The sequence below is a fragment of the Aquariibacter albus genome (assembly GCF_014145335.1).
Taxonomy (GTDB): Bacteria; Pseudomonadota; Gammaproteobacteria; order Burkholderiales; family Burkholderiaceae_C; genus Aquariibacter; species Aquariibacter albus.
Genome location: NZ_JACIVI010000001.1, coordinates 1,153,358 through 1,172,260 on the forward strand (window position 1 = coordinate 1,153,358; position 18,903 = coordinate 1,172,260).

Here is an 18,903-nt window from a genome sequence, read left to right on the forward strand (position 1 = left end):
GGGAAGCCAGCGGCCGGCAGGGGGTGGGCCCCACGTCGGCGTGGCCCTTCCTGACTGCGGGAGAATCCGCGGCTGCCGCCCGCATCGGGCGCTTTCCCTGACGCCGAGGAACGACATGCATCCTTCTTCCCTGCCGCCCCGGCCGCTGCGCCGCCGGCATGCGATCCGCCTGGCCATGCTGCTGCCGCTGCTGACCGGCCTGGGCGCGGCCGTCGCCGCCGAGCCGGCCGACACCAAGGTGCGGCTGAGCACCTCGATGGGCGACATCGTGATCCAGCTGGAACCGGCCAAGGCGCCGAAGACAGTCGAGAACTTCCTGCAGTACGTGAAGGACGGCCACTACAGCGGCACCGTTTTCCACCGCGTGATCGACGGCTTCATGATCCAAGGCGGCGGCATGGACGCGAAGATGGCCGAGAAGCCGACCCGCGCGCCGATCCCGATCGAGAGCGACAACGGCCTGGGCAACACCCGCGGCACCGTGGCCATGGCCCGCACGCCCGACCCCAATTCGGCCACCGCGCAGTTCTTCATCAACGTCGGGAACAACTTCTTCCTCGACAAGGCGAGTTCCCGGGACGGTTACGGCTACACCGTCTTCGGCAAGGTCGTCTCCGGCATGGAGGTCGTCGACCGCATCCGTGTCGTGCCGACCGGCAACAAGGGGCCGCACCAGAACGTGCCGCTGACCCCGATCGAAATCAAGAAAGCCACTTTGGAGCGCTGAACCATGTCCACCCAGGTCGAACTGCACACCTCCGCCGGTCTGATCCGGCTTGAACTCGATGCCGAGCGCGCGCCCAAGACGGTCGCGAACTTCGTGCAGTACGTGAAGGACGGCCAGTACGACGGCGTCGTCTTCCACCGCGTGATCAAGGGCTTCATGATCCAGGGCGGCGGCATGGATGCCGCCATGAAGGAAAAGCCCACCCGCGGCCCGATCCCCAACGAAGCCAACAACGGCCTGAAGAACGACAAGTACACGGTGGCCATGGCCCGCACCAGCGACCCGCACTCGGCCAGCGCGCAGTTCTTCATCAATGCGGCCGACAACGGCTTCCTCAACCACAGCTCGCCGACGCCCAGCGGCTGGGGCTATGCCGTCTTCGGCAAGGTGGTGGCCGGCACGGAGGTGGTCGATGCCATCGAGAAGGTCCGCACCGGCCGCAAGGGCTTCCACGACGACGTGCCGCTCGAGGCGGTGGTGATCGAGCGCGCCGTCGCGCTCTGATCGGAAGGCCGCCGGCCATGCCCTCCCCCGCCGCAGCCCCCCCGATGAGCCTGGCCCTGCCGCGCTTCTCGGAACTGTCGATGGAGGGGGTGTGGTCGACGGTGGACTTCGTCTCCGACCTGCACCTCGACGCCGACCATCCCGCGACCCTGGCCGCCCTGGCCAGCCATCTGCGGCACACGCCGGCCGACGCGGTGCTGATCCTCGGCGACCTGTTCGAGGCCTGGGTCGGCGACGACGCCCGCCATGCGGGCTGGGAACGACGCATCGCCGACGTCCTGCAGCAAGCTTCGTCGCGCGTCGCGGTGGGCTTCATGGCGGGCAACCGCGATTTCCTCGTCGGCGCGGCCCTGGTGCGCGACTGCGGCCTGATCGCGCTGTCCGACCCCACCCTGCTCCACGCCTGCGGCCAGCGCCTGCTGCTGAGCCACGGCGATGCCCTCTGCCTGGAAGACCAGGCCTACCAGCGCTTCCGCCAGGAGGTGCGCCAGGATGCCTGGCGCGATCACTTCCTGGCCCGGCCGCTGGCCGAGCGCCGGGCGCTGGCCGCCCAGATGCGTGCGGCCAGCCGCGCCCGGCAGGCCGCCGGCCAGCCCGAGACCTGGGCCGACCTGGACGATGCCGCCACCGTGCAGTGGCTGCACGAGGCCGGGGTCGACACCCTCGTGCACGGCCACACCCACCGGCCCGGCGAGCACCGGCTGTCGCCGGGGCACCGCCGCATCGTGCTGAGCGACTGGGACTGCGACCACGCCCGGCCGCCGCGCGCCGAGGTGCTGCGCCTGAACGCGAGCGGCTTCCGGCGCCTGCCGCCGGACCACGCATGATCGGCTGGCTGCGGGCCCGCCGCGAGGCGCGCCTGCTGCGCGAACGGGCCATCCCCGACGCGCTCTGGGACGCCACGCTCGCGCAGTTCCCCTTCCTGCGGCTCGGACGGGCCGACGAAGCCACCCGCCTGCGCGAGCTGGCCACCCTCTTCCTGGCCGACAAGGAGTTCAGCGCGGCCGGCGGCCTGGTGCTGACCGATGCGATGGCCGTTGCCGTCGCGGCCCAGGCCTGCCTGCCGGTGCTGAACTTCGGGCTGGCCCCCTATGCCGGCTTCGTCGGCATCGTCATGCATCCCGCCGAAGTCACGGCGCGACGGGAGTGGACCGACGAGCACGGCATCGTCCACACCTGGGACGAGGTGCTGGCCGGCGAGGCCATGGAGGGCGGACCCGTCATGCTGTCCTGGCGTGATGTGGAAGCCGCCGGAACCGACGCCGAGGGCCGGCCCTACAACGTGGTGATCCACGAGTTCGTGCATGTGCTCGACATGGGCAACGGGGCCATCGACGGCCTGCCCGCCCTGCCCGATGCCGCCTCGCGGCGCCACTGGCGCCAGGTGCTGGAGGCCGGCCGCGCGCAGCTGCAGCGCGCGCTGGAGGCCGGGCGTCCCGGCGTGCTGGACCCCTATGGCGCCACCTCGGTCGAGGAATTCTTTCCGGTGGCGGCCGAGGCCTTCTTCCTCAACCCCCTAGCTTTGCAGGACGAGGCGCCTTCGGTGCACGCGCTGCTGTCTCAGTATTTCCTCCGGGGTCGGAGCGCGGCGGCGGGCTGAGCCTCCCGCTGGCGCACCAGCAGAAGGCGTGCGCACCAAGGCGGCGAGCGACACCCGGGCGACATCTGTGTCAGCCAGGAACAAATCCCTGAAAAAACAGCGCTTTTCCGCGGTCCACCAAGGGGGAACACCCTTGTCGCAGGGCTGCGACACGCCGCACCAAGACGGAGCCTCCTGGGCTTGGCTTACACGGACCCTGCGCTAAAGTCATTTGGCGCTGGTTCATGCGAGCAGCCAGAGCAGTCTTACCCACTCGAGGAGAGAACCCAATGAACAAGACCCTGATCGCCGCCGCCGCCCTGGCTTCGCTGGCGGGTGTCGCCCAAGCCCAGTCGGTCACCTTGTACGGCCGCGTCGACGTTGGCTTTGAATACGTCAGCAAGACCGCTACCGGCACCTTCAACGGTGCTCCCGACCAGCGTGCGGGCGCCCCGACCGACTCGGTCTCCAATCTGCAGAACGGCGGCATCCTGCCGAGCATCTGGGGCCTGCGTGGCAGCGAAGACCTGGGCAACGGCCTGAAGGCCGTGTTCAACCTGGAAAGCGACTTCGACGGTTCGACCGGCGGCGAGCGCTTCAGCGGCACCCTGCGCCTCTTCGGCCGTCAAGCCAACGTCGGCCTGAGCGGCGGCTTTGGCACCGTGCTGCTGGGCCGTCAGTACAGCCCCGCCATCCTGGCCGATCTCGGCACCGAGCCGCGCGGCTTCAAGGAATCGTTCTCGCTGCTGCTGCCCTACGCGCTGAGCCAGTCCCCGGCCGGCAACGGCACGACCGGCAACAACTTCCTGGGCATCTTCAACGGCAACATGGTGTCGTACACCGGCGCCTTCGGCCCCGTGACCCTGCGCGCCGGCTACGGCCTGGGTGAAGTCGCTGGCCAATCGTCGGCCGGCCGCACCATCGCCCTGGGCGCCACCTACACCGGCCCGGTCACCGTTTCGGGTTCGTACCAGTCCATCAAGGGCCTGCCGGCCGCCGCCAAGGACGCCGAGACCAAGCGCTACTCGCTGGGTGTCGCCGTGCCCGTGGGCGACCTGACCCTGAAGGCCTACTACTCGAACTCGGTGGGTGATAACGCCACCGGCACCGAAATTCAGGACCTGAGCAACATCGGTCTGGGCGTGAACTACGCCTGGGCTCCGGCGAACACCCTGACCGTGGCCTACTACCACGGCAAGGACAAGAAGTTCGCGGGCGGCAACGGCAAGACCAACGACATCGTGATCAGCAACGATTACGCCCTGTCGAAGCGCACCACCTTCTACGCGCAGTACGTGCACGCCGACGTGGACGCCAACGCCAACCCCGCCGGCTCGATCGCGGCCGACCGCTTTCTGGTGGCTGGCGAGAAGACCTCGATCCTGAGCATCGGTCTGAAGCACGACTTCTGATTCCGGCGATCCGGATCCGCAGCTGTCCCGGGCTCCGGCCCGGGCTGACGCAAGAAGCAAGGGCCGCGCAAGCGGCCCTTTTTTCATGGCGGCTGTGGCCTGCAGGCGCCAGGCCGGCGGCGACGTCGCAGGCCTGTCATCGAGCGCCGCAACCATGCGCGCATGCTTCGCGCGCTGCTCACCGCCCCCTTTCGCCGCAGCGCGGACCGGCCGCCCGCCGCCGCACGGCGTTCGCCGCCGACCGCCTGGTTCGCCGGTGCGCTGCCCCCGCCGGATGCCGAGGGCAGCGGGCCCGAAGACGGCCCCCTGCGCGTGCGCACGGTGTGGATCTCGGACCTGCACCTGGGCACGCCGGGCTGCCAGTGGGCGGCCTTGCTCGACTTCCTCAAGACCGTCGAGTGCGACACGCTCTACCTGGTCGGCGACATCATCGACGGCTGGCAGCTGCAGCGCAGCTGGCACTGGCCGCAGGGCCACAACGACGTGGTGCAGAAGCTGCTGCGCAAGGCGCGCAAGGGCACGCGGGTGGTCTTCGTGCCGGGCAACCACGACGAGTTCGCCCGCAAGTACCTGGGCCTGAATTTCGGCGGCATCGAGGTGGTGGACGAGGCCGTGCACCGCCTGGCCGATGGCCGGCGCCTGCTGGTCACGCATGGCGACCTCTTCGACGGCGTGATCCAGTGCGCGGCCTGGCTGGCGCACGTGGGCGACCGCGCCTACGAGCTGACGCTCAAGGTCAACCGCCACTTCAACCGCCTGCGCGCACGGCTGGGCCTGCCCTACTGGAGCTTGTCGAAGTACCTGAAGCTCAAGGTCAAGCGCGCGGTCAGCTTCATCGGCGACTTCGAGGAGGCCCTGGCCCGCGAGGCCCGACGCCGCGGCCTGCAGGGCGTGGTCTGCGGCCACATCCACCATGCCGAGCTGCGCGAGATCGATGGCGTGCTCTATGCCAACGATGGTGACTGGGTCGAGAGCCTGACGGCCCTGGTCGAGCACCCCGACGGCCGCCTGGAGATCCTGGACTGGAGCGAGCGCGCCACCGCCGCCCGGCGCGCCGTGCGCCAGGCGGCCGCCGCGCCGGCCCTGCGCTGAGGGCTGGCCGCATGCATCTCGTCCTCGTCAGCGATGCCTGGGCGCCGCAGGTCAATGGCGTCGTCATCACCCTGGTCGAGCTGGTGCAGCGCCTGCGCGCGCTGGGCCACCGGGTGACGGTGATCGAACCGGGCGACTTCCGCACCTTCGCCTGCCCCGGCTACCCGGAGATCCGCCTGGCCTGGCGCGCCGGCCGGGCGCTGCGCGAGCGCCTGGACGCGCTGCGGCCCGATGCCCTGCACCTGGCCACCGAGGGCCCGCTGGGCTGGGCGGCGCGGCGCCATGCGCTGCGGCGCGGCTGGGCCTTCACCACCGCCTTCCACACCCGCTTCCCGGACATCCTGGCGCAGGCGCTGAAGATCCCCTCGCGCTGGGGCTATGCCCTGTTCCGCCGCTTCCACGCGCCGTCGGCCGGCGTGATGGTGCCGACCGAAGGCATGCTCGCCATCCTGCAGGCCCACGGCTTTGCGGCGCTGCGGCCGTGGACCCACGGCGTGGACCGCCAGCTCTTCCGCCCCATCGAAGGCGCCGACCTCGGCCTGCCGCGGCCGGTCTGGCTCTACGTCGGCCGGGTGTCCTGGGAGAAGAACCTCGAAGCCTTCCTCGACCTCGATCTGCCGGGCAGCAAGGTGGTCTACGGCGTCGGCCCGCGCGAGGCCGCGCTGAAGGCCGCCTACCCGCAGGTGCACTGGCGCGGCATCGTCGCCCGCGAGCAGCTGCCCGCCATCTACAGCGCGGCCGATGCCTTCGTCTTCCCGAGCCGCTCGGAGACCTTCGGCCTGGTCATGCTCGAGGCGCTGGCCTGCGGCACACCGGTCGCGGCCTATCCGGAGGCCGGCCCGCTCGACGTGATCGGCCGCGAGCCGCCCGCGCGCAGCGGCGGCGTGCTCGACCCCGACCTGCGCGCCGCCGCCCTGGCCGCCGCCGGCCTGCCGCGCGAGGCGGCCCTGGCGCGTGCCGCGCAGTTCGACTGGGACCGGGTCACGCAGGTCTTCCTGCAGCATCTGCGGCCCTGTCATGCAGGCTGCGCTTTCCGTCACGAAACCGTCGCAGACGCGTCATAAACTGAATCGATGTCAGTACGCACACCGGTGGCCCGTCCTGCGGCCGCACCCCGGGCCCGGCGCGGTGCCGCGGCCTCCCGCCCGGCTGCGCCGCCGCAGCTGACGCTGCTGAACCGCGAGCGCTCGATCCTCGAATTCAACCGTCGGGTCCTCGCCCAGACGCTGCGCGAGGATGTGCCGCTGCTCGAACGCCTGCGCTACGTCTGCATCGTCTCCTCGAATCTCGACGAGTTCTTCGAGGTCCGCTTCGCCGATGTGCTCGAAGCCGCCCGCCTGCCCGACAGCGGCATCACGGCGCGCGAGATGGCCAGCGTCGTCGAGGACGCGCATGCCCTGATCCGCGACCAGTACAGCGCCTTCAACGACGTGGTGATGCCGGCGCTCAAGCAGCAGGGCATCTTCATCCTGAACCATGCCGAGCGCGACGCGAAGCAGCGCGCCTGGGTCGACGCCTTCTTCCAGGCGCAGGTGCGGCCGCTGCTGATGCCGGTCAGCCTCGACCCCTCGCACCCCTTCCCGCAGGTCGCCAACAAGGCGCTGAACTTCATCATGAAGCTCGGCGGCCGCGATGCCTTCGGGCGCGAGAACCGCATCGCCATCCTGAAGGTGCCGCGCGTGCTGCCGCGCGTGATCCGTCTGCCGGCCGAGCTGTGCAAGCCGGGCGAGCAGGTCTTCGTGATGCTCTCCAGCGTGATCCGCGCCCACCTGGCCGAGCTCTTCCCGGGCCGCGAGGTCGAGGTCTTCTCGCAGTTCCGCGTCACCCGCGACTCCGACCTGGAGGTCGACGAAGAGGACGTGGCCAATCTGCGCCAGGCCCTGCGCTCCTCGCTGAGCACGCGGCACTTCGGCCGCGCGATCCGGCTGGAGGTGGTGAGCAGCTGCCCCGACGAGCTGACCGACTTCCTGCTGCAGCAGTTCGAGTTGCCGGAGGCTGCGCTCTACAAGGTCAATGGCCCGGTCAACCTGGTGCGGCTGAACCAGCTCATCGACCAGGTCGACGACAGCGTGCGGCCCGATGCCGCCGCCGCCCTGCGTTTCCCGCCCTTCGAGGCTGGCTGGCCGGCCGAGCTGCCCCGCGGCGGCCAGGGCGGCAGCATCATCGCCACGCTGCAGCAGCGCGACGTGCTGCTGCACCACCCCTTCCAGAGCTTCGACCCGGTGGTGGCCTTCCTGCGCGAGGCTGTCCACGATCCCGACGTGCTCGCGATCAAGCAGACCATCTACCGCACCGGCAGCGAGAGCGTGCTGATGGAGCTGCTGATCGAGGCCGCCCGCCGGGGCAAGGAGGTGATGGCCGTCGTCGAGCTCAAGGCCCGCTTCGACGAGGAGGCCAACATCAACTGGGCCGAGCGCCTGGAGGCCGTCGGCGCCCAGGTGGTCTACGGCATCGTCGGGCTCAAGACCCACGCCAAGCTGATGCTGGTCACCCGCCGCGAGGCCGGCGAGCACGGTCCGCTGCTGCGCCACTACGCGCACCTGTCAACCGGCAACTACAACCCCAAGACCGCGCGGCTCTACACCGACACCGGCTTCCTCACGGCCGACCCGGCGATCACCACCGATGCGCACGGCGTGTTCCAGCAGCTCGCCAGCCAGACCGAGCTGCCCACCCCGCGCTGCCTGCTGCTGGCCCCGCAGCACATGCATGCGCGGCTGATCGAGCTGATCGGCCAGGTGGCGGCCGCCGCCCGGGCCGGCGTGCCGGGCGCGCGCATGGTGATCAAGGTCAATGCCCTGACCGACCCGGCCATGGCCCATGCGCTGGCCGCCGCCGGCCAGGCCGGTGCGCAGGTCGACCTGATCGTGCGCGGGGCCTGCATGCTGCCGCCCGGCCTGCCCGGCCTGAGCGAGAACGTGCGGGTGCGCTCGGTCGTCGGCCGCTTTCTTGAACACACCCGCGCGCTGTGGTTCTGCTGGGGCCCGGGCGAGGACGAGCAACAGCTCTACCTCAGCAGCGCCGACTGGATGAGCCGCAACATGCTGCGCCGCATCGAGCTGGCCTGGCCGGTGCGCGACCCGGCCCTGCGCCGCCGCGTGATCGAGGAATGCCTGAGCCTCTACCTGGACGACAGCCTCGACGCCTGGCAGCTCGGCGCCGACGGCCGCTACCAGCGCATCGAAGCGGCCGAAGGCCAGGCCCCGCGCAGCGCGCAGCGCCGCCTGATGCGGGCCCTGGGGGCCTGAGCCGGCGGCCATGACCCGTCCCCGCGGCATGGACCTGATCCTCTGGCGCCACGCCGAGGCCCATCTGCTGCGCGAGGGCCAGACCGACCTGGAACGCGCACTCACGCCCAAGGGCGAACGCCAGGCCCAGCGCATGGGCGAATGGCTGAACCTGCGGCTGGCCGAAAGCACCCGCCTGCTCGTCAGCCCGGCCCTGCGCTGCCAGCAGACCGCGCGCGCGCTGGGGCGCCCCTTCCGCACCGTGGCCGAGCTGGCCCCCGAGGCCGGGCCCGAAGCCCTGCTGGCCGCCGCACGCTGGCCGCAGTCGGCCGAGCCCGTGCTGATCTGCGGCCACCAGCCCACCCTGGGCCGGTTGGCGGCGCAGCTGCTGGCCGGTGCCGAGCAGGACTGGTCGGTGCGCAAGGGCGCCGTCTGGTGGCTGCGCCACCGGATGCGCGAGCCCGAGGGCGGCGGCCCGCCACGGGCCCAGGTGCTGCTGCAGGCCATGCAGGGGCCGGACCTGCTCTGAGCCAGCCTCCGGCGACGCGGCGGCCGGTCCGGACGGGCGCCGCGGGCGGCCGATGGTCGGCGGGGTCCCTCAGTGCTGCAGCTGCAGCCGCAGGCCGTCGACGGCCGCCCAGGCCCGCACCTCGTCCTGCAGTAGGTGCAGGGTGCGGGGATGGTTGGCGGCCCAGCCAGGCGCCAGGCTCAGCCGGGCGCCGCCGCGCTGGCGGGTGAGCTGCACCGCCTCCGGCTTGGGAGGTGCGATGCGCGCATGGCAGAGGATGGCCGCCAGGCGCAGGCAGAGCACGCGCCAGCTCAGGCTTTCCTCGCCGAGGTGGTCGAGCTTGCGCAGGTCGCCGCGGTGGCCCAGCACCAGCTCGGCCACGCTGCGCAGCTGGCTCTGCGAAAAGCCCGGTGCATCGACATGGGCCAGCAGGTAGGCGCTGTGGCGGTGGTGGTCGTGGTGCGAGACAAACATGCCGATCTCATGCAGCGCCGCGGCCCAGCCCAGCTCGCGCACGCCTTCGGACACCGCCGCCAGCGGGCCGGCCGGCGCCACCGCATCGTGCAGCCGCAGGGCCAGCAGGCGCACGCGCTCGGCCTGCTGCAGGTCGACGCCGAAGCGCCGCTGCAGCTCGGCCACCGAGGCCTCGCGGATGTCCTGCGGGCCGCGGCGATCGCCGCGGCTGGCGGCCTCCAGCCGGTCGGCCAGGTCGAACATCACGCCCTGGCGCAAGGCGCCGCGGGTGGGATGCAGTGCGTCGATGCCGAACTGCATGGCCAGGGTGTAGAGGATGGACAGGCCGCCGCCGAGCACGGCGCGGCGCTCGGGCTTGAGGCCCGGCAAGGCGATGGCCTCGACGCGGCCGGCCGCCAGGCACTGCTCCATGCACCAGCGCAGGCCGGCCGGGGTGATGGTGCCGTCGCTGATGCCGTGGGCCGCCAGCAGCTGAGAGACGGCGCCGGCCGTGCCGGAGGATCCGAGCGCCTCGACCCACTGGCCGGGGGCGAAGAGGGTCAGGGCCTCCTCCAGCTCGGCGCCGGCAGCGATCTGCGCCGCGCGGAAGGCCTCGGCCGTGAAGCGACCGTCGCCAAAATACTGCATCGACAGGCTGACGCTGCCGATCTTGAAGCTCTCGGCCCGGCGCGGCGTGCGGCCCTGGCCCAGGATCATCTCGGTCGACCGGCCGCCGATGTCGATCACCAGGCGCGGCCGCTCGCTGGGCTGGATGCGGGCCACGCCGGCGAAGATCAGCCGGGCCTCCTCGCGGCCCGAGATCACCTCGATCGGATGGCCCAGCACGGGCTGGGCGCGGGCCAGGAAGGCATCGCGATTGCGCGCCTCGCGCAGGGTCTGGGTGGCCACCGCCCGCACCCCGGCCACGCGCAGGCCGCGCAGGCGCTCGGCGAAGCGGGCCAGGCAGGCCAAGCCACGCTGCTGGGCCTCTTCGGTCAGGAAACCCTGGGCGTCCAGGCCACCGCCCAGGCGCACCGTCTCCTTCAGGTACTCGACGCGCTTGTAGCGGCCGCGCTGCAGGTGGCCCAGCTCCAGGCGAAAGCTGTTGGAGCCGATGTCGATGGCGGCCAGCAGGGACGGAAGGGCATCGGGCGCTTGGGTTTCGGCGGTCGGCAACATGGGGGCATTGTCGCGGTGGCCCATGCCGGGCCGGTGACGCGCAGCCGCCACCGTCGGCGCCGGCAGCCATTGACAGCCTCGCTAAGATCCCTGGAAGGCCCTGCAGTCCGGGCCTGCTCCGCGCCACGGCCCCCGCCGGGCGCGTTTTTGCTTCTTCCCGCCGGATTCCCATCTTGATGACGCTCAGCTGGATCGTGCTGGCCACCCTTGCCGGGGGCGTGCTGTCGGTGCTGGTGGCCGCAGCCCTCACGCTGCAACTGCTGCCGGTGATCGTGAAGCACCTGGTCAGCATCTCGGCCGGCGTGCTGCTCGGCAGCGCGCTGCTGCACGTGCTGCCCACCGCCTTCGAACAAGGCCCGCCGCCGCAGGCCCTGTTCCTGACCCTGCTCGGCGGCCTGCTGTTCTTCTTCCTGCTGGAGAAGGCCGAGCTCTATCGCCACAGCCACCACCACGAAGGCGACGACCCGCATCACCACCACCACCATGGTTTTGATGCCGAGCAGGCCGGCCGCGGCGGCTGGAGCGTGCTGATCGGCGACAGCATCCACAACTTCTGCGACGGGGTGCTGATCGCCGCGGCCTTCCTGGTCGACACCCAGGTCGGCCTGGCCACCGCGGTGGCCGTGATCGCCCACGAGATCCCGCAGGAGGTGGGCGACTACGTCGTGCTGCTCAATGCCGGCTTCAGCCGCCGGCGTGCCCTGCTGGTCAACGCCCTGTCGGGCCTGGCCGGCGTGCTGGGCGGGGTGCTGGGCTATTTCGCGATCCAGCCCTTCGAGGCCGCCATGCCCTACCTGCTGGTGCTGACGGCCAGCAGCTTCATCTACGTGGCCGTGGCCGACCTGATCCCGCAGCTGCAGAAACGCCTGAGCTGGCGCGCGACGGCGCAGCAGCTGGCCTGGATCGCCGCCGGCCTGGCCCTGATCGCCTTCCTGGTCGGCGGCCTGCATGACCACGATCACGGCCACGGGCCGGCCCAGGCCGGGCCAGGGCACGACCACGACCACGGCCCGGCCTCCGCCCCGGCAGGCCGCTGAGCCGCGTCGGCCTCGGCCTCAGCGTTCCAGCGTCAGCAGCTTGAAGCGGCGCTCGGCATTGAAGAGGAAGGTCTCGTTGAAGACCCAGGGCTTGGGCAGGCGGCTCACATCGCCGAAGGGTGCCGCGCGACGGACCGCCTCGATCGCCGTCTGGATGGTGTCCTTGGCCTGCCGTGGCTCGCGCAGCACCTCGATGCGCCGCACGCTGCCATCGGCATGCAGCTCGACCTTGAGCACCGGCACGGCCAGCAGGGGATCGGGCGGCGGCCCCTCGTAGACGCGCTCGGGCTGGGCGGCCACGATGCGCTGCGCCGCCTGGCGGCGCAGCTCGTCCAGGCTGCGGGGGGTGGCCGGCGGCGGCAGGCCGCGCGCGGTCGGCGGCTCAGCCGGGGGCGGACGCACGGGGGGCGGAGGCGGGGGCGGCTCGCGCGGCGGGCTGCGGTCCACCACGGGCGGCGGCGGGGCCGGGGGCGTCGCGCAGGCGGCCAGCAGCAGGGCCAGGCCGGTGACGACGGCGAGCAGCGGGTGGGTGGAACGGGGCGGCATGCGCGGGCTCCTCGGGGCCGGGATGGCCAGTGGCCGGACGCGCAGTGTGCCCGCCGGGCCCTGAAGCCCCGGTGAAGTCGGGGTCGGCGCGGGGGGCATGGCCCCCGCCCGGCGGGATCACGCGCTCAGCGCAGGGCCTGGTGGATGGTCTCGGCCAGGGCGCGGGAGATGCCCTCGACGGTGGCCAGCTCGTCGACGCTGGCCGCCGCCACGCCGCGCACGCCGCCGAAGCGCTGCAGCAGGCGGGCGCGCTTGCGCGGGCCGACGCCGGGAATCTCCTCCAGCGCGCTGCCGCCGGTGCGCACGCTGGCGCGCTTGGCACGCATGCCGGTGATCGCGAAGCGGTGGGCCTCGTCGCGGATCTGCGCCACCAGCATCAGCGCCGCCGAGTCGTGGCCCAGGTAGACCTTTTCCCGGCCATCGGCGAAGACCAGCTCCTCCAGGCCGACCTTGCGGCCCTCGCCCTTCTCCACGCCGACCAGCAGGCCCAGGTCGAGGCCGAGCTGTTCGAAAACCTCGCGCGCAACCCCGATCTGGCCCTTGCCGCCGTCGATCAGCACCAGGTCGGGCAAGCGCTCGCGGCCGCTGGGGGCGGGGCTGTCAGCACCCTCGCCGCCCTTGTGGCGGCGCAAGGCCTCGGCCAGCTTGCCGTAGCGGCGCAGCAGCACCTGGCGCATGGCCGCATAGTCGTCGCCGGGGGTGATGCCCTCGATGTTGTAGCGGCGGTACTGCGCGCTCTGCATGGCATGCGCCTCGAAGACGACGCAGCTCGCCTGGGTCGCCTCGCCTGCGGTGTGGCTGATGTCGAAGCACTCGATGCGCAGGCGCTCCAGCGGCTCGACGGCGAGGTCCAGGGCCTCGACCAGGGCCCGGGTGCGGGCCTGCTGCGAGCCTTCCTCGGCCAGCAGGCGGGCGAGCTTGAGGCGCGCGTTCTGGATCGCCATGTCCAGCCAGGCACGGCGCTGCTCGCGCGGCTGGTGCTGGGTGGCGATGCGGCGGCCGGCGGCCGTGCTCAGCGCCTCGACCAGGGCCTTGTCGACCGGATGACTCAGCACCAGCAGCGGCGGGATGGGCGCAGGCTCGCCGCCAGCCTCGGCCAGGTAGTGCTGGGCGAGGAAGGCTTCCAGCACCTGCTGCTCGACCGGCGGGCCGGCCTCGCGGCGGCGGGCCTCGTCGGCGCTGAGGGCTTCGCTGACGGGTTCGTCCTCCTGGCCCAGGGCGCCGAAAAGCGCCGCCGCATCCTCGATGTGGCTGGGGAAGTGCGGCCGGTCGCCCAGGTGCCGGCCGCCGCGCACCATGGCCAGGTTCACGCAGGCGCGGCCGCCCTGCACGACGACGGCGAGCACGTCGGCATCGCGGTCGAAGGCGCCGTCGGCGGTGTCCTCCATGCTCTGCTGGTGCAGCACCTTGGACAGGGCGCCGATCTGGTTGCGCAGCTCGGCCGCCTTCTCGTAGGCCATGCGCTCGGCGTGCTCCATCATCCGCGCCTGCAGGTCGGCCACGACGGCCTCGGTGTCGCCGTCGAGAAAGCGTTCGGCGCGGGCCACGTCCTCGGCATAGTCCAGCGCATCGATCTCGCCCACGCAGGGCCCCGAGCAACGCTTGATCTGGAACAGCAGGCAGGGCCGGCTGCGGTGGGCGAAGACCGTGTCCTCGCAGGTGCGCAGGCGGAAGACCTTCTGCAGCAGCTGGATGGTCTCCTTCACCGCCCAGGCGCTGGGGTAGGGGCCGAAGTGGCGGTGGCGCTTGTCGACCGCGCCGCGGTAGTAGGTCATCCGCGGGTAGGCGGCCGGGCTGGGCGAAGCGCCCTCGCGGCAGGCCGCCGCCTCGCCGCGGCGGGTGCCGCCCCGCACGCCGGTGATGCGCAGGTAGGGGTAGCTCTTGTCGTCGCGGAAGAGGATGTTGAAGCGCGGGTTGAGCGTCTTGATGAGGTTGTTCTCGAGGATCAGTGCCTCGGCCTCGGAGCGCACCACCGTGGTCTCCATCCGCGCGATGCGACCGACCATCACGCCGATGCGGCTGCCGCCGTGGTCCTTCTGGAAGTAGCTGCTGACGCGCTTCTTCAGGCTGCGGGCCTTGCCGACGTAGAGCACGCCGCCCTGGGCGTCGAAGTAGCGGTAGACGCCGGGCAGGGCCGGCAGGGCGGCCACTTCGTCGAGCAGGGCCTGCCAGCGGGCGGCGTCGCGCAGGGGCTCGGCGGGCGGCTCGGCGGCCGGGGCGGACGCCGGGTCGCGGCGCGGCGCGGTCACGGCGGCGGCGGCGGCCGGCACGGCGGCGGACGGCACGGCATCGGGGCGCGGGTCGGAATCGCTCATCGGCGCGCATTGTGGGCCGGGACAATGCGGGCCTCGCCGACCACGCCGGACCACCCCTCCGGCCGCCCTCCGCATCGGGACCGCAGCCGGTCCCGGCGTGCCCGAGCGGCGGCGGCTCCAGCCCGCTGTGTCGCCTCGCCCGCCCGCCCTCGCCTGCCCCCGCACCGTGCCGCCCGCCCTGCCCGCCTCCCCAGCCCCCGGCCCGCGCTGGGATCTGTTCTGCCGCGTGATCGACAACCACGGCGACCTGGGCGTCTGCTGGCGCCTGGCCACGCGCCTGGCCGCGCTCGGCGCCCAGGTGCGGCTGTGGGTGGACGATGCCCGCGCCCTGGCCTGGATGGCGCCCGACGGCTGCCCCGGCGTGTGCGTGCTGCCCTGGCGGGAACCGCAGGCGGATGAAGTGCCGGGCGAGGTCGTCGTCGAGGCCTTCGGCTGCGACCCGCCGGCCGGCTTCGTCGCCGCGATGGCTGCACGCCTTGCGGCCGCCGGCCAGCATGCGCCGGGCGCGGTGCCGGTGCGGGCACAAGCGTCCGACGGCCGCCCCGCCCCGCTCTGGCTGAACCTCGAGTACCTGAGCGCCGAGACCTATGTCGAGCGCAGCCACGGCCTGCGCTCGCCCCAGGGCAGCGGGCCCGGCGCCGGGCTCGACAAATGGTTCTTCTACCCCGGCTTCACCCCGGCCACCGGCGGCCTGATGCGCGGGCCGCTGCCGACCGACCCGGGCACCGGCTTCGACCCGGCCGCCCTGCGGGCCCAGGCCAGCGGCGGCCGCGCCCGACCCGGCGTGCCGGCGGTCAGCCTCTTTGGCTATCCGCAGGCGGCGCTGCCGGCCCAGCTGGCCGCCTGGGCGGCCGGGCCGCAGCCCCTCGACCTGCTGCTCACCCCCGGCCATGCCACCGAGCAGGCCGCCGCCTGGCTGGGGCAGGCCTTGGGGGTCGGGCAGGCGGTGGACCGCGGCGCGCTGCGCCTGATCGCCCTGCCCTGGCTCAGCCAGCCGGACTACGACCGCCTGCTGGCCGCCTGCGCCCTGAACCTGGTGCGCGGCGAGGACTCGCTGGCCCGCGCCCTCTGGGCGGGCCGACCGATGCTCTGGCAGCTCTACCCGCAGGACGAGGACGCGCATGCCGTGAAGCTGCAGGCCTTCCTCGACCGCGTGCTGCTGCCCGGCGCGCCGCCGGAGCTTGCGCAGGCGCTGCGGGCCGCCTTCGCGCGCTGGAACGGCCTGGCTGATCCCGCCCGGCCCCCCCTGCAGGGCCTGGGCCCCGGCGAGCCCAGCCATGCCGCCTGGGCCGCGCAGGCCGAGGCGCTGCGCGCGCGGCTGCAGGCCCGGGTCGAGGCCGACGGGGATCTGGCCCGAACGCTGTGGCGGGCCGCCCATGGCCGGGCCGATCAGCCGCTCGGCTAAACTCGCGGGCTTTTCGACCGACGCGCGGCACCCCCCCTTGGGCGGGCGGTGACCGGGCCGTCCCCGCCGCGGCCTTCGGCCCGCGGGCCCAACCCCAAGGTTCACCGATGAAACTCGCTCAGGAAATCCGCGCCGGCAACGTGATCATGCAAGGCAAGGACCCCATGGTCGTCCTGCGGACGGAATACAGCCGCGGCGGCCGCGGCGCCGCCACCGTGCGGATCAAGATGAAGAACCTGCTCAACGGCGGCGGCGCCGAAGTGGTCTTCAAGGCCGACGACAAGATGGACCAGATCATCCTGGACAAGAAGGAGTGCACCTACACCTACTTCGCCGACCCGATGTATGTGTTCATGGATGCCGAGTACAACCAGTTCGAGGTGGAAGCCGAGAACATGGGCGACGCGATCTCCTACCTCGAAGACAACATGGCCGTCGAAGTGGTGTTCTACGACGGCAAGGCCATTTCGGTCGAACTGCCGACCACCGTGGTCCGCGAGATCGAGACCGAGCCGGCCGTCAAGGGCGACACCTCGGGCAAGGTCATGAAGCCCGCCCGCATCGTCGGCACCGGCTTCGAGATCCCCGTGCCCTCCTTCGTGGAGAACGGTGACAAGATCGAAATCGACACCCGCACCCACGAGTACAAGAAGCGCGTCTGAGGCTCCCGGCTCCGCGCCACCTGCAGGGGCAGCTTCGGCTGCCCTTTTTTCATGCCCGCTGCCATCCAGCCCGCCCGCATCGTCTTCGACGCCGAGGGTCTGCCCTCGGCGCCGGACTACGCCGACCGCTACCACGGCGAGGCGGGGGCGATCGCCCAGGCGCGCGGCGTCTTCCTGCGCGGCCTGGGCCTGCTGCCCGGGCCGGACGAGGGCCCGCCCGCCTGGGCGGGCCGCAGCCGCCACGTGCTGCTGGAGACCGGCTTCGGCCTGGGCCAGAACTTCCTGGCCTGCTGGGCCGCCTGGCGGGCCGATCCGCAGCGGCCGCAGCGCCTGGTCTATCTCGGCCTGGAGCGGCACCCCCCCCTCCCGGCCGACCTGGCCCGCGCGCTGGCCGGGGCCGGCCATGCGGCCGACCAGGTCGAGGCCCTGCTGCGCGCCTGGCCCCCGGCCAGCGCCGGCTGGCATCGCATCGACCTGGACGGCGGCCAGGTGCTGCTGCAACTGGGCTTCGGCGAGGCGGAGGCCCTGGCGCGCGAGCTGCTGGCCACGGTCGACGGCCTACTGCTCGACGGCTTCGCGCCCAGCCGCAACCCCGAAGCCTGGTCGCCCGGATTGCTGCGCGCGCTCGCGCGGCGTTGCCGCCCCGGTGCCCGCGCCGCCAGCTGGACCTTCGCGCGTGCGGTGCGCGATGCCCTGTCCGAGGCGGGCTTCGAGGTCGCGAGGCGGCCCGGCTTCGCCAGCAAGCGCGACCGGCTGGAGGCCGTCTACCGCCCGGTCCATGTGCCGCCACGGCCGCCCGGCCTGCCGCAAGGCGCGGCCGACGGGATCGAGCCGATCCGCCCGGCCGCGCGCAGCGCCCGCGCCCCGGCCGCTGCGGCCGCCCCACCCGAAGCGCCGGGCCCGGCCGGCCAGCCACCCGCCGGTCGCCCCGCCGCGCCGCCGGCCCTCGCCGTGCTCGCATCCGCCCCGGCTGCCGGCCGGTTGAGCTCGGACCGGCGGGCCCTGATCGTCGGCGCCGGCCTGGCCGGCTGCGCGGCGGCCTGGGCGCTCGCGCGGGCGGGCTGGGCCTGCACGGTGGTCGATGCGGCGGCGCAGCCGGCCGCGGGCGCCTCGGGCAACCCGGCCGGGCTGGTGCACGCGACCTTCAGCCCCGACGACGGCCTGCATGCCCGCGCCCACCGCGCCGCTGCGCTGCGCATGGCCCAGGTGGCCGCGCCCTGGCTGGCCGCCGGGCGCGTGCGCGGTGCGCTGGACGGCTTCCTGCGCCTGGAGCCACGCCTGGACGGCGCAAGCGCCGCCGCCCAGTGCGCCCGCGCCGGCCTGCCTGCGACCGTGCTGGACTGGCTGGACGGTCCGCAGGCCGCCGCCCGCTGCGGCCTGCCGCTGGCCACGCCCGGCGAGCCCCCGCCCGGCGCCTGGTGCTACCCGCAGGGTGGCTGGCTGGCGCCGGCCGAGGTCTGCGCGGCCTTCCTGGCCGATGCCGCGCCGGGGGCCGTGCAGTTCGTCGGAAGCCAGCGCGTCGCCCGCTTCGCACCCGTCGGCGACGAGGGCGCCGGCTGGCGCCTGCTCGACCCGCAAGGCGGGGAGATCGGCCGCGCGCCGGTGCTGGTGCTGGCCGCGGCCGGGGCCCTCCCGGGCCTGCTGCGCACTTCGCTGGGCGAAGCCGCGGCCGCCGCGCTGGGGCCGCTGGGCCAGGTGCGCGGCCAGCTCAGCGCCTGGCCGCTGCCGCCCGGGCTGCCGGTGCCGCGCTGTGCCCTGTCGGGCGCCGGCTATGCCATGCCGCCGATCGAGGGCTGGCTCTGGACCGGCGCGACCAGCCAGCACGACGACCCCGAGCCCGCCCTGCGCCGGGCCGACCATGCCCACAATCGCGCGCGCCTGGCCGGCCTGCTGGGCTGTGAGCCCGAAGCCCTCGGCCCCCTGGAGGCCGCACGCGGCCGCGTCGGCTGGCGTGCGACCACGCCCGACCGCCTGCCCTGGGTCGGCGCCCTGCCCCGCGCCGGGGCCGGGTCCGGCCCGGTCCCGCGCAGCCCGGCGCACTGGCCGCGCTGGACCGGGCCCGGCACCGGGGTCTACCTGCTCGGCGGCCTGGGCTCGCGCGGCCTGACCTGGTCGGCCCTCGCCGGCGAGCTGCTGGCGAGCTGGGTGGCCGGCGAGCCCGCCCCGGTGGAGCAGACCCTGGTCGAGGCCCTGGACCCGGCGCGCCGGCTGTTGCGGCCCGCGCGCTGAGGGCCGCGTGAACGGGCATGGCAAGCCC

The 18,903-nt window shown here is 73.1% G+C and carries 16 protein-coding genes; 13 read left to right on the forward strand and 3 right to left on the reverse strand.

Annotated elements, in window-relative coordinates; translation table 11 throughout:
* Positions 1-175 precede the first annotated feature (175 nt).
* The 9 genes from H4F90_RS05145 to H4F90_RS05185 all read left to right on the forward strand — a co-directional run bounded on the left by H4F90_RS05145 (position 176) and on the right by H4F90_RS05185 (position 9,070).
* The gene (locus H4F90_RS05145; RefSeq protein ID WP_235972058.1) at positions 176-727 is read left to right on the forward strand and encodes a peptidylprolyl isomerase; all 552 of its coding nucleotides are present in this window, start codon (positions 176-178) and stop codon (positions 725-727) included.
* A gap of 3 nt (positions 728-730) precedes the next feature.
* Positions 731-1,231 carry a peptidylprolyl isomerase gene (locus H4F90_RS05150; protein WP_182662092.1) on the forward strand — a complete coding sequence of 167 codons (501 nt, stop codon included), beginning with the start codon at positions 731-733 and terminating at the stop codon, positions 1,229-1,231.
* A gap of 17 nt (positions 1,232-1,248) precedes the next feature.
* Positions 1,249-2,058 (forward strand): UDP-2,3-diacylglucosamine diphosphatase, encoded by an 810-nt coding sequence (locus tag H4F90_RS05155; protein WP_182662094.1) that lies wholly within the window; start codon positions 1,249-1,251, stop codon positions 2,056-2,058.
* A complete protein-coding gene (locus H4F90_RS05160) occupies positions 2,055-2,831 on the forward strand; it encodes a M90 family metallopeptidase (RefSeq protein WP_182662096.1) in 777 nt (258 codons plus the stop codon). Before H4F90_RS05155 ends, H4F90_RS05160 begins: the two co-directional genes overlap by 4 nt.
* A 269-nt stretch (positions 2,832-3,100) precedes the next feature.
* A complete protein-coding gene (locus H4F90_RS05165; protein WP_182662098.1) occupies positions 3,101-4,222 on the forward strand; it encodes a porin in 1,122 nt (373 codons plus the stop codon).
* 162 nt (positions 4,223-4,384) lie between these two features.
* Positions 4,385-5,314, forward strand: coding sequence for a UDP-2,3-diacylglucosamine diphosphatase (locus H4F90_RS05170; RefSeq protein ID WP_182662100.1), 930 nt, complete (start codon positions 4,385-4,387; stop codon positions 5,312-5,314).
* Positions 5,315-5,325: 11 nt separating this feature from the next.
* Positions 5,326-6,378 (forward strand): glycosyltransferase family 4 protein, encoded by a 1,053-nt coding sequence (locus H4F90_RS05175; protein WP_182662102.1) that lies wholly within the window; start codon positions 5,326-5,328, stop codon positions 6,376-6,378.
* Between the two features lie 9 nt (positions 6,379-6,387).
* Positions 6,388-8,562: a polyphosphate kinase 1 gene (ppk1, locus tag H4F90_RS05180; RefSeq protein WP_182662104.1), complete on the forward strand. Its 2,175-nt coding sequence runs from the start codon at positions 6,388-6,390 to the stop codon at positions 8,560-8,562.
* Between the two features lie 28 nt (positions 8,563-8,590).
* Positions 8,591-9,070, forward strand: a complete 480-nt coding sequence (locus tag H4F90_RS05185; protein WP_182663066.1) for a SixA phosphatase family protein — start codon at positions 8,591-8,593, stop codon at positions 9,068-9,070.
* A gap of 69 nt (positions 9,071-9,139) precedes the next feature.
* Here the strand turns inward: H4F90_RS05185 and H4F90_RS05190 are convergent, their stop codons facing one another.
* On the reverse strand, positions 9,140-10,681 hold the full coding sequence (locus H4F90_RS05190) for a Ppx/GppA phosphatase family protein (RefSeq protein WP_182662106.1): 1,542 nt from the start codon (positions 10,679-10,681) through the stop codon (positions 9,140-9,142).
* 176 nt (positions 10,682-10,857) lie between these two features.
* Between H4F90_RS05190 and H4F90_RS05195 the strand changes: the two genes are divergently transcribed.
* Positions 10,858-11,718, forward strand: coding sequence for a ZIP family metal transporter (locus H4F90_RS05195; RefSeq protein ID WP_182662108.1), 861 nt, complete (start codon positions 10,858-10,860; stop codon positions 11,716-11,718).
* An 18-nt stretch (positions 11,719-11,736) separates the two neighbouring features.
* Here the strand turns inward: H4F90_RS05195 and H4F90_RS05200 are convergent, their stop codons facing one another.
* The gene (locus tag H4F90_RS05200) at positions 11,737-12,264 is read right to left on the reverse strand and encodes a hypothetical protein (RefSeq protein WP_182662110.1); all 528 of its coding nucleotides are present in this window, start codon (positions 12,262-12,264) and stop codon (positions 11,737-11,739) included.
* A gap of 125 nt (positions 12,265-12,389) precedes the next feature.
* Positions 12,390-14,579 carry an excinuclease ABC subunit UvrC gene (locus tag H4F90_RS05205; RefSeq protein WP_182662112.1) on the reverse strand — a complete coding sequence of 730 codons (2,190 nt, stop codon included), beginning with the start codon at positions 14,577-14,579 and terminating at the stop codon, positions 12,390-12,392.
* Between the two features lie 166 nt (positions 14,580-14,745).
* Here H4F90_RS05205 and earP point away from each other — a divergent pair, with 166 nt between their 5' ends.
* The 3 genes from earP (at position 14,746) to mnmC (ending at position 18,875) form a co-directional block, all read left to right on the forward strand.
* Positions 14,746-15,984, forward strand: a complete 1,239-nt coding sequence (gene earP, locus H4F90_RS05210) for an elongation factor P maturation arginine rhamnosyltransferase EarP (protein WP_328700826.1) — start codon at positions 14,746-14,748, stop codon at positions 15,982-15,984.
* Between the two features lie 107 nt (positions 15,985-16,091).
* Positions 16,092-16,646, forward strand: a complete 555-nt coding sequence (efp, locus tag H4F90_RS05215; RefSeq protein ID WP_182662114.1) for an elongation factor P — start codon at positions 16,092-16,094, stop codon at positions 16,644-16,646.
* 51 nt (positions 16,647-16,697) lie between these two features.
* Complete coding sequence (mnmC, locus tag H4F90_RS05220; RefSeq protein ID WP_182662116.1) at positions 16,698-18,875, forward strand: FAD-dependent 5-carboxymethylaminomethyl-2-thiouridine(34) oxidoreductase MnmC; 2,178 nt, start codon at positions 16,698-16,700, stop codon at positions 18,873-18,875.
* Positions 18,876-18,903 lie beyond the last annotated feature (28 nt).

Excerpts from the sequence above, each read along its gene's own strand:
- H4F90_RS05145 (WP_235972058.1), top strand. The coding sequence starts at position 176 with ATGCTGCTGCCGCTGCTGACCGGCCTGGGCGCGGCCGTCGCCGCCGAG.
- H4F90_RS05150 (WP_182662092.1), top strand. The coding sequence starts at position 731 with ATGTCCACCCAGGTCGAACTGCACACCTCCGCCGGTCTGATCCGGCTT.
- H4F90_RS05155 (WP_182662094.1), top strand. The coding sequence starts at position 1,249 with ATGCCCTCCCCCGCCGCAGCCCCCCCGATGAGCCTGGCCCTGCCGCGC.
- H4F90_RS05160 (WP_182662096.1), top strand. The coding sequence starts at position 2,055 with ATGATCGGCTGGCTGCGGGCCCGCCGCGAGGCGCGCCTGCTGCGCGAA.
- H4F90_RS05165 (WP_182662098.1), top strand. The coding sequence starts at position 3,101 with ATGAACAAGACCCTGATCGCCGCCGCCGCCCTGGCTTCGCTGGCGGGT.
- H4F90_RS05170 (WP_182662100.1), top strand. The coding sequence starts at position 4,385 with ATGCTTCGCGCGCTGCTCACCGCCCCCTTTCGCCGCAGCGCGGACCGG.
- H4F90_RS05175 (WP_182662102.1), top strand. The coding sequence starts at position 5,326 with ATGCATCTCGTCCTCGTCAGCGATGCCTGGGCGCCGCAGGTCAATGGC.
- ppk1 (WP_182662104.1), top strand. The coding sequence starts at position 6,388 with ATGTCAGTACGCACACCGGTGGCCCGTCCTGCGGCCGCACCCCGGGCC.
- H4F90_RS05185 (WP_182663066.1), top strand. The coding sequence starts at position 8,591 with ATGGACCTGATCCTCTGGCGCCACGCCGAGGCCCATCTGCTGCGCGAG.
- H4F90_RS05190 (WP_182662106.1), bottom strand. The coding sequence starts at position 10,681 with ATGTTGCCGACCGCCGAAACCCAAGCGCCCGATGCCCTTCCGTCCCTG.
- H4F90_RS05195 (WP_182662108.1), top strand. The coding sequence starts at position 10,858 with ATGACGCTCAGCTGGATCGTGCTGGCCACCCTTGCCGGGGGCGTGCTG.
- H4F90_RS05200 (WP_182662110.1), bottom strand. The coding sequence starts at position 12,264 with ATGCCGCCCCGTTCCACCCACCCGCTGCTCGCCGTCGTCACCGGCCTG.
- H4F90_RS05205 (WP_182662112.1), bottom strand. The coding sequence starts at position 14,579 with ATGAGCGATTCCGACCCGCGCCCCGATGCCGTGCCGTCCGCCGCCGTG.
- efp (WP_182662114.1), top strand. The coding sequence starts at position 16,092 with ATGAAACTCGCTCAGGAAATCCGCGCCGGCAACGTGATCATGCAAGGC.
- mnmC (WP_182662116.1), top strand. The coding sequence starts at position 16,698 with ATGCCCGCTGCCATCCAGCCCGCCCGCATCGTCTTCGACGCCGAGGGT.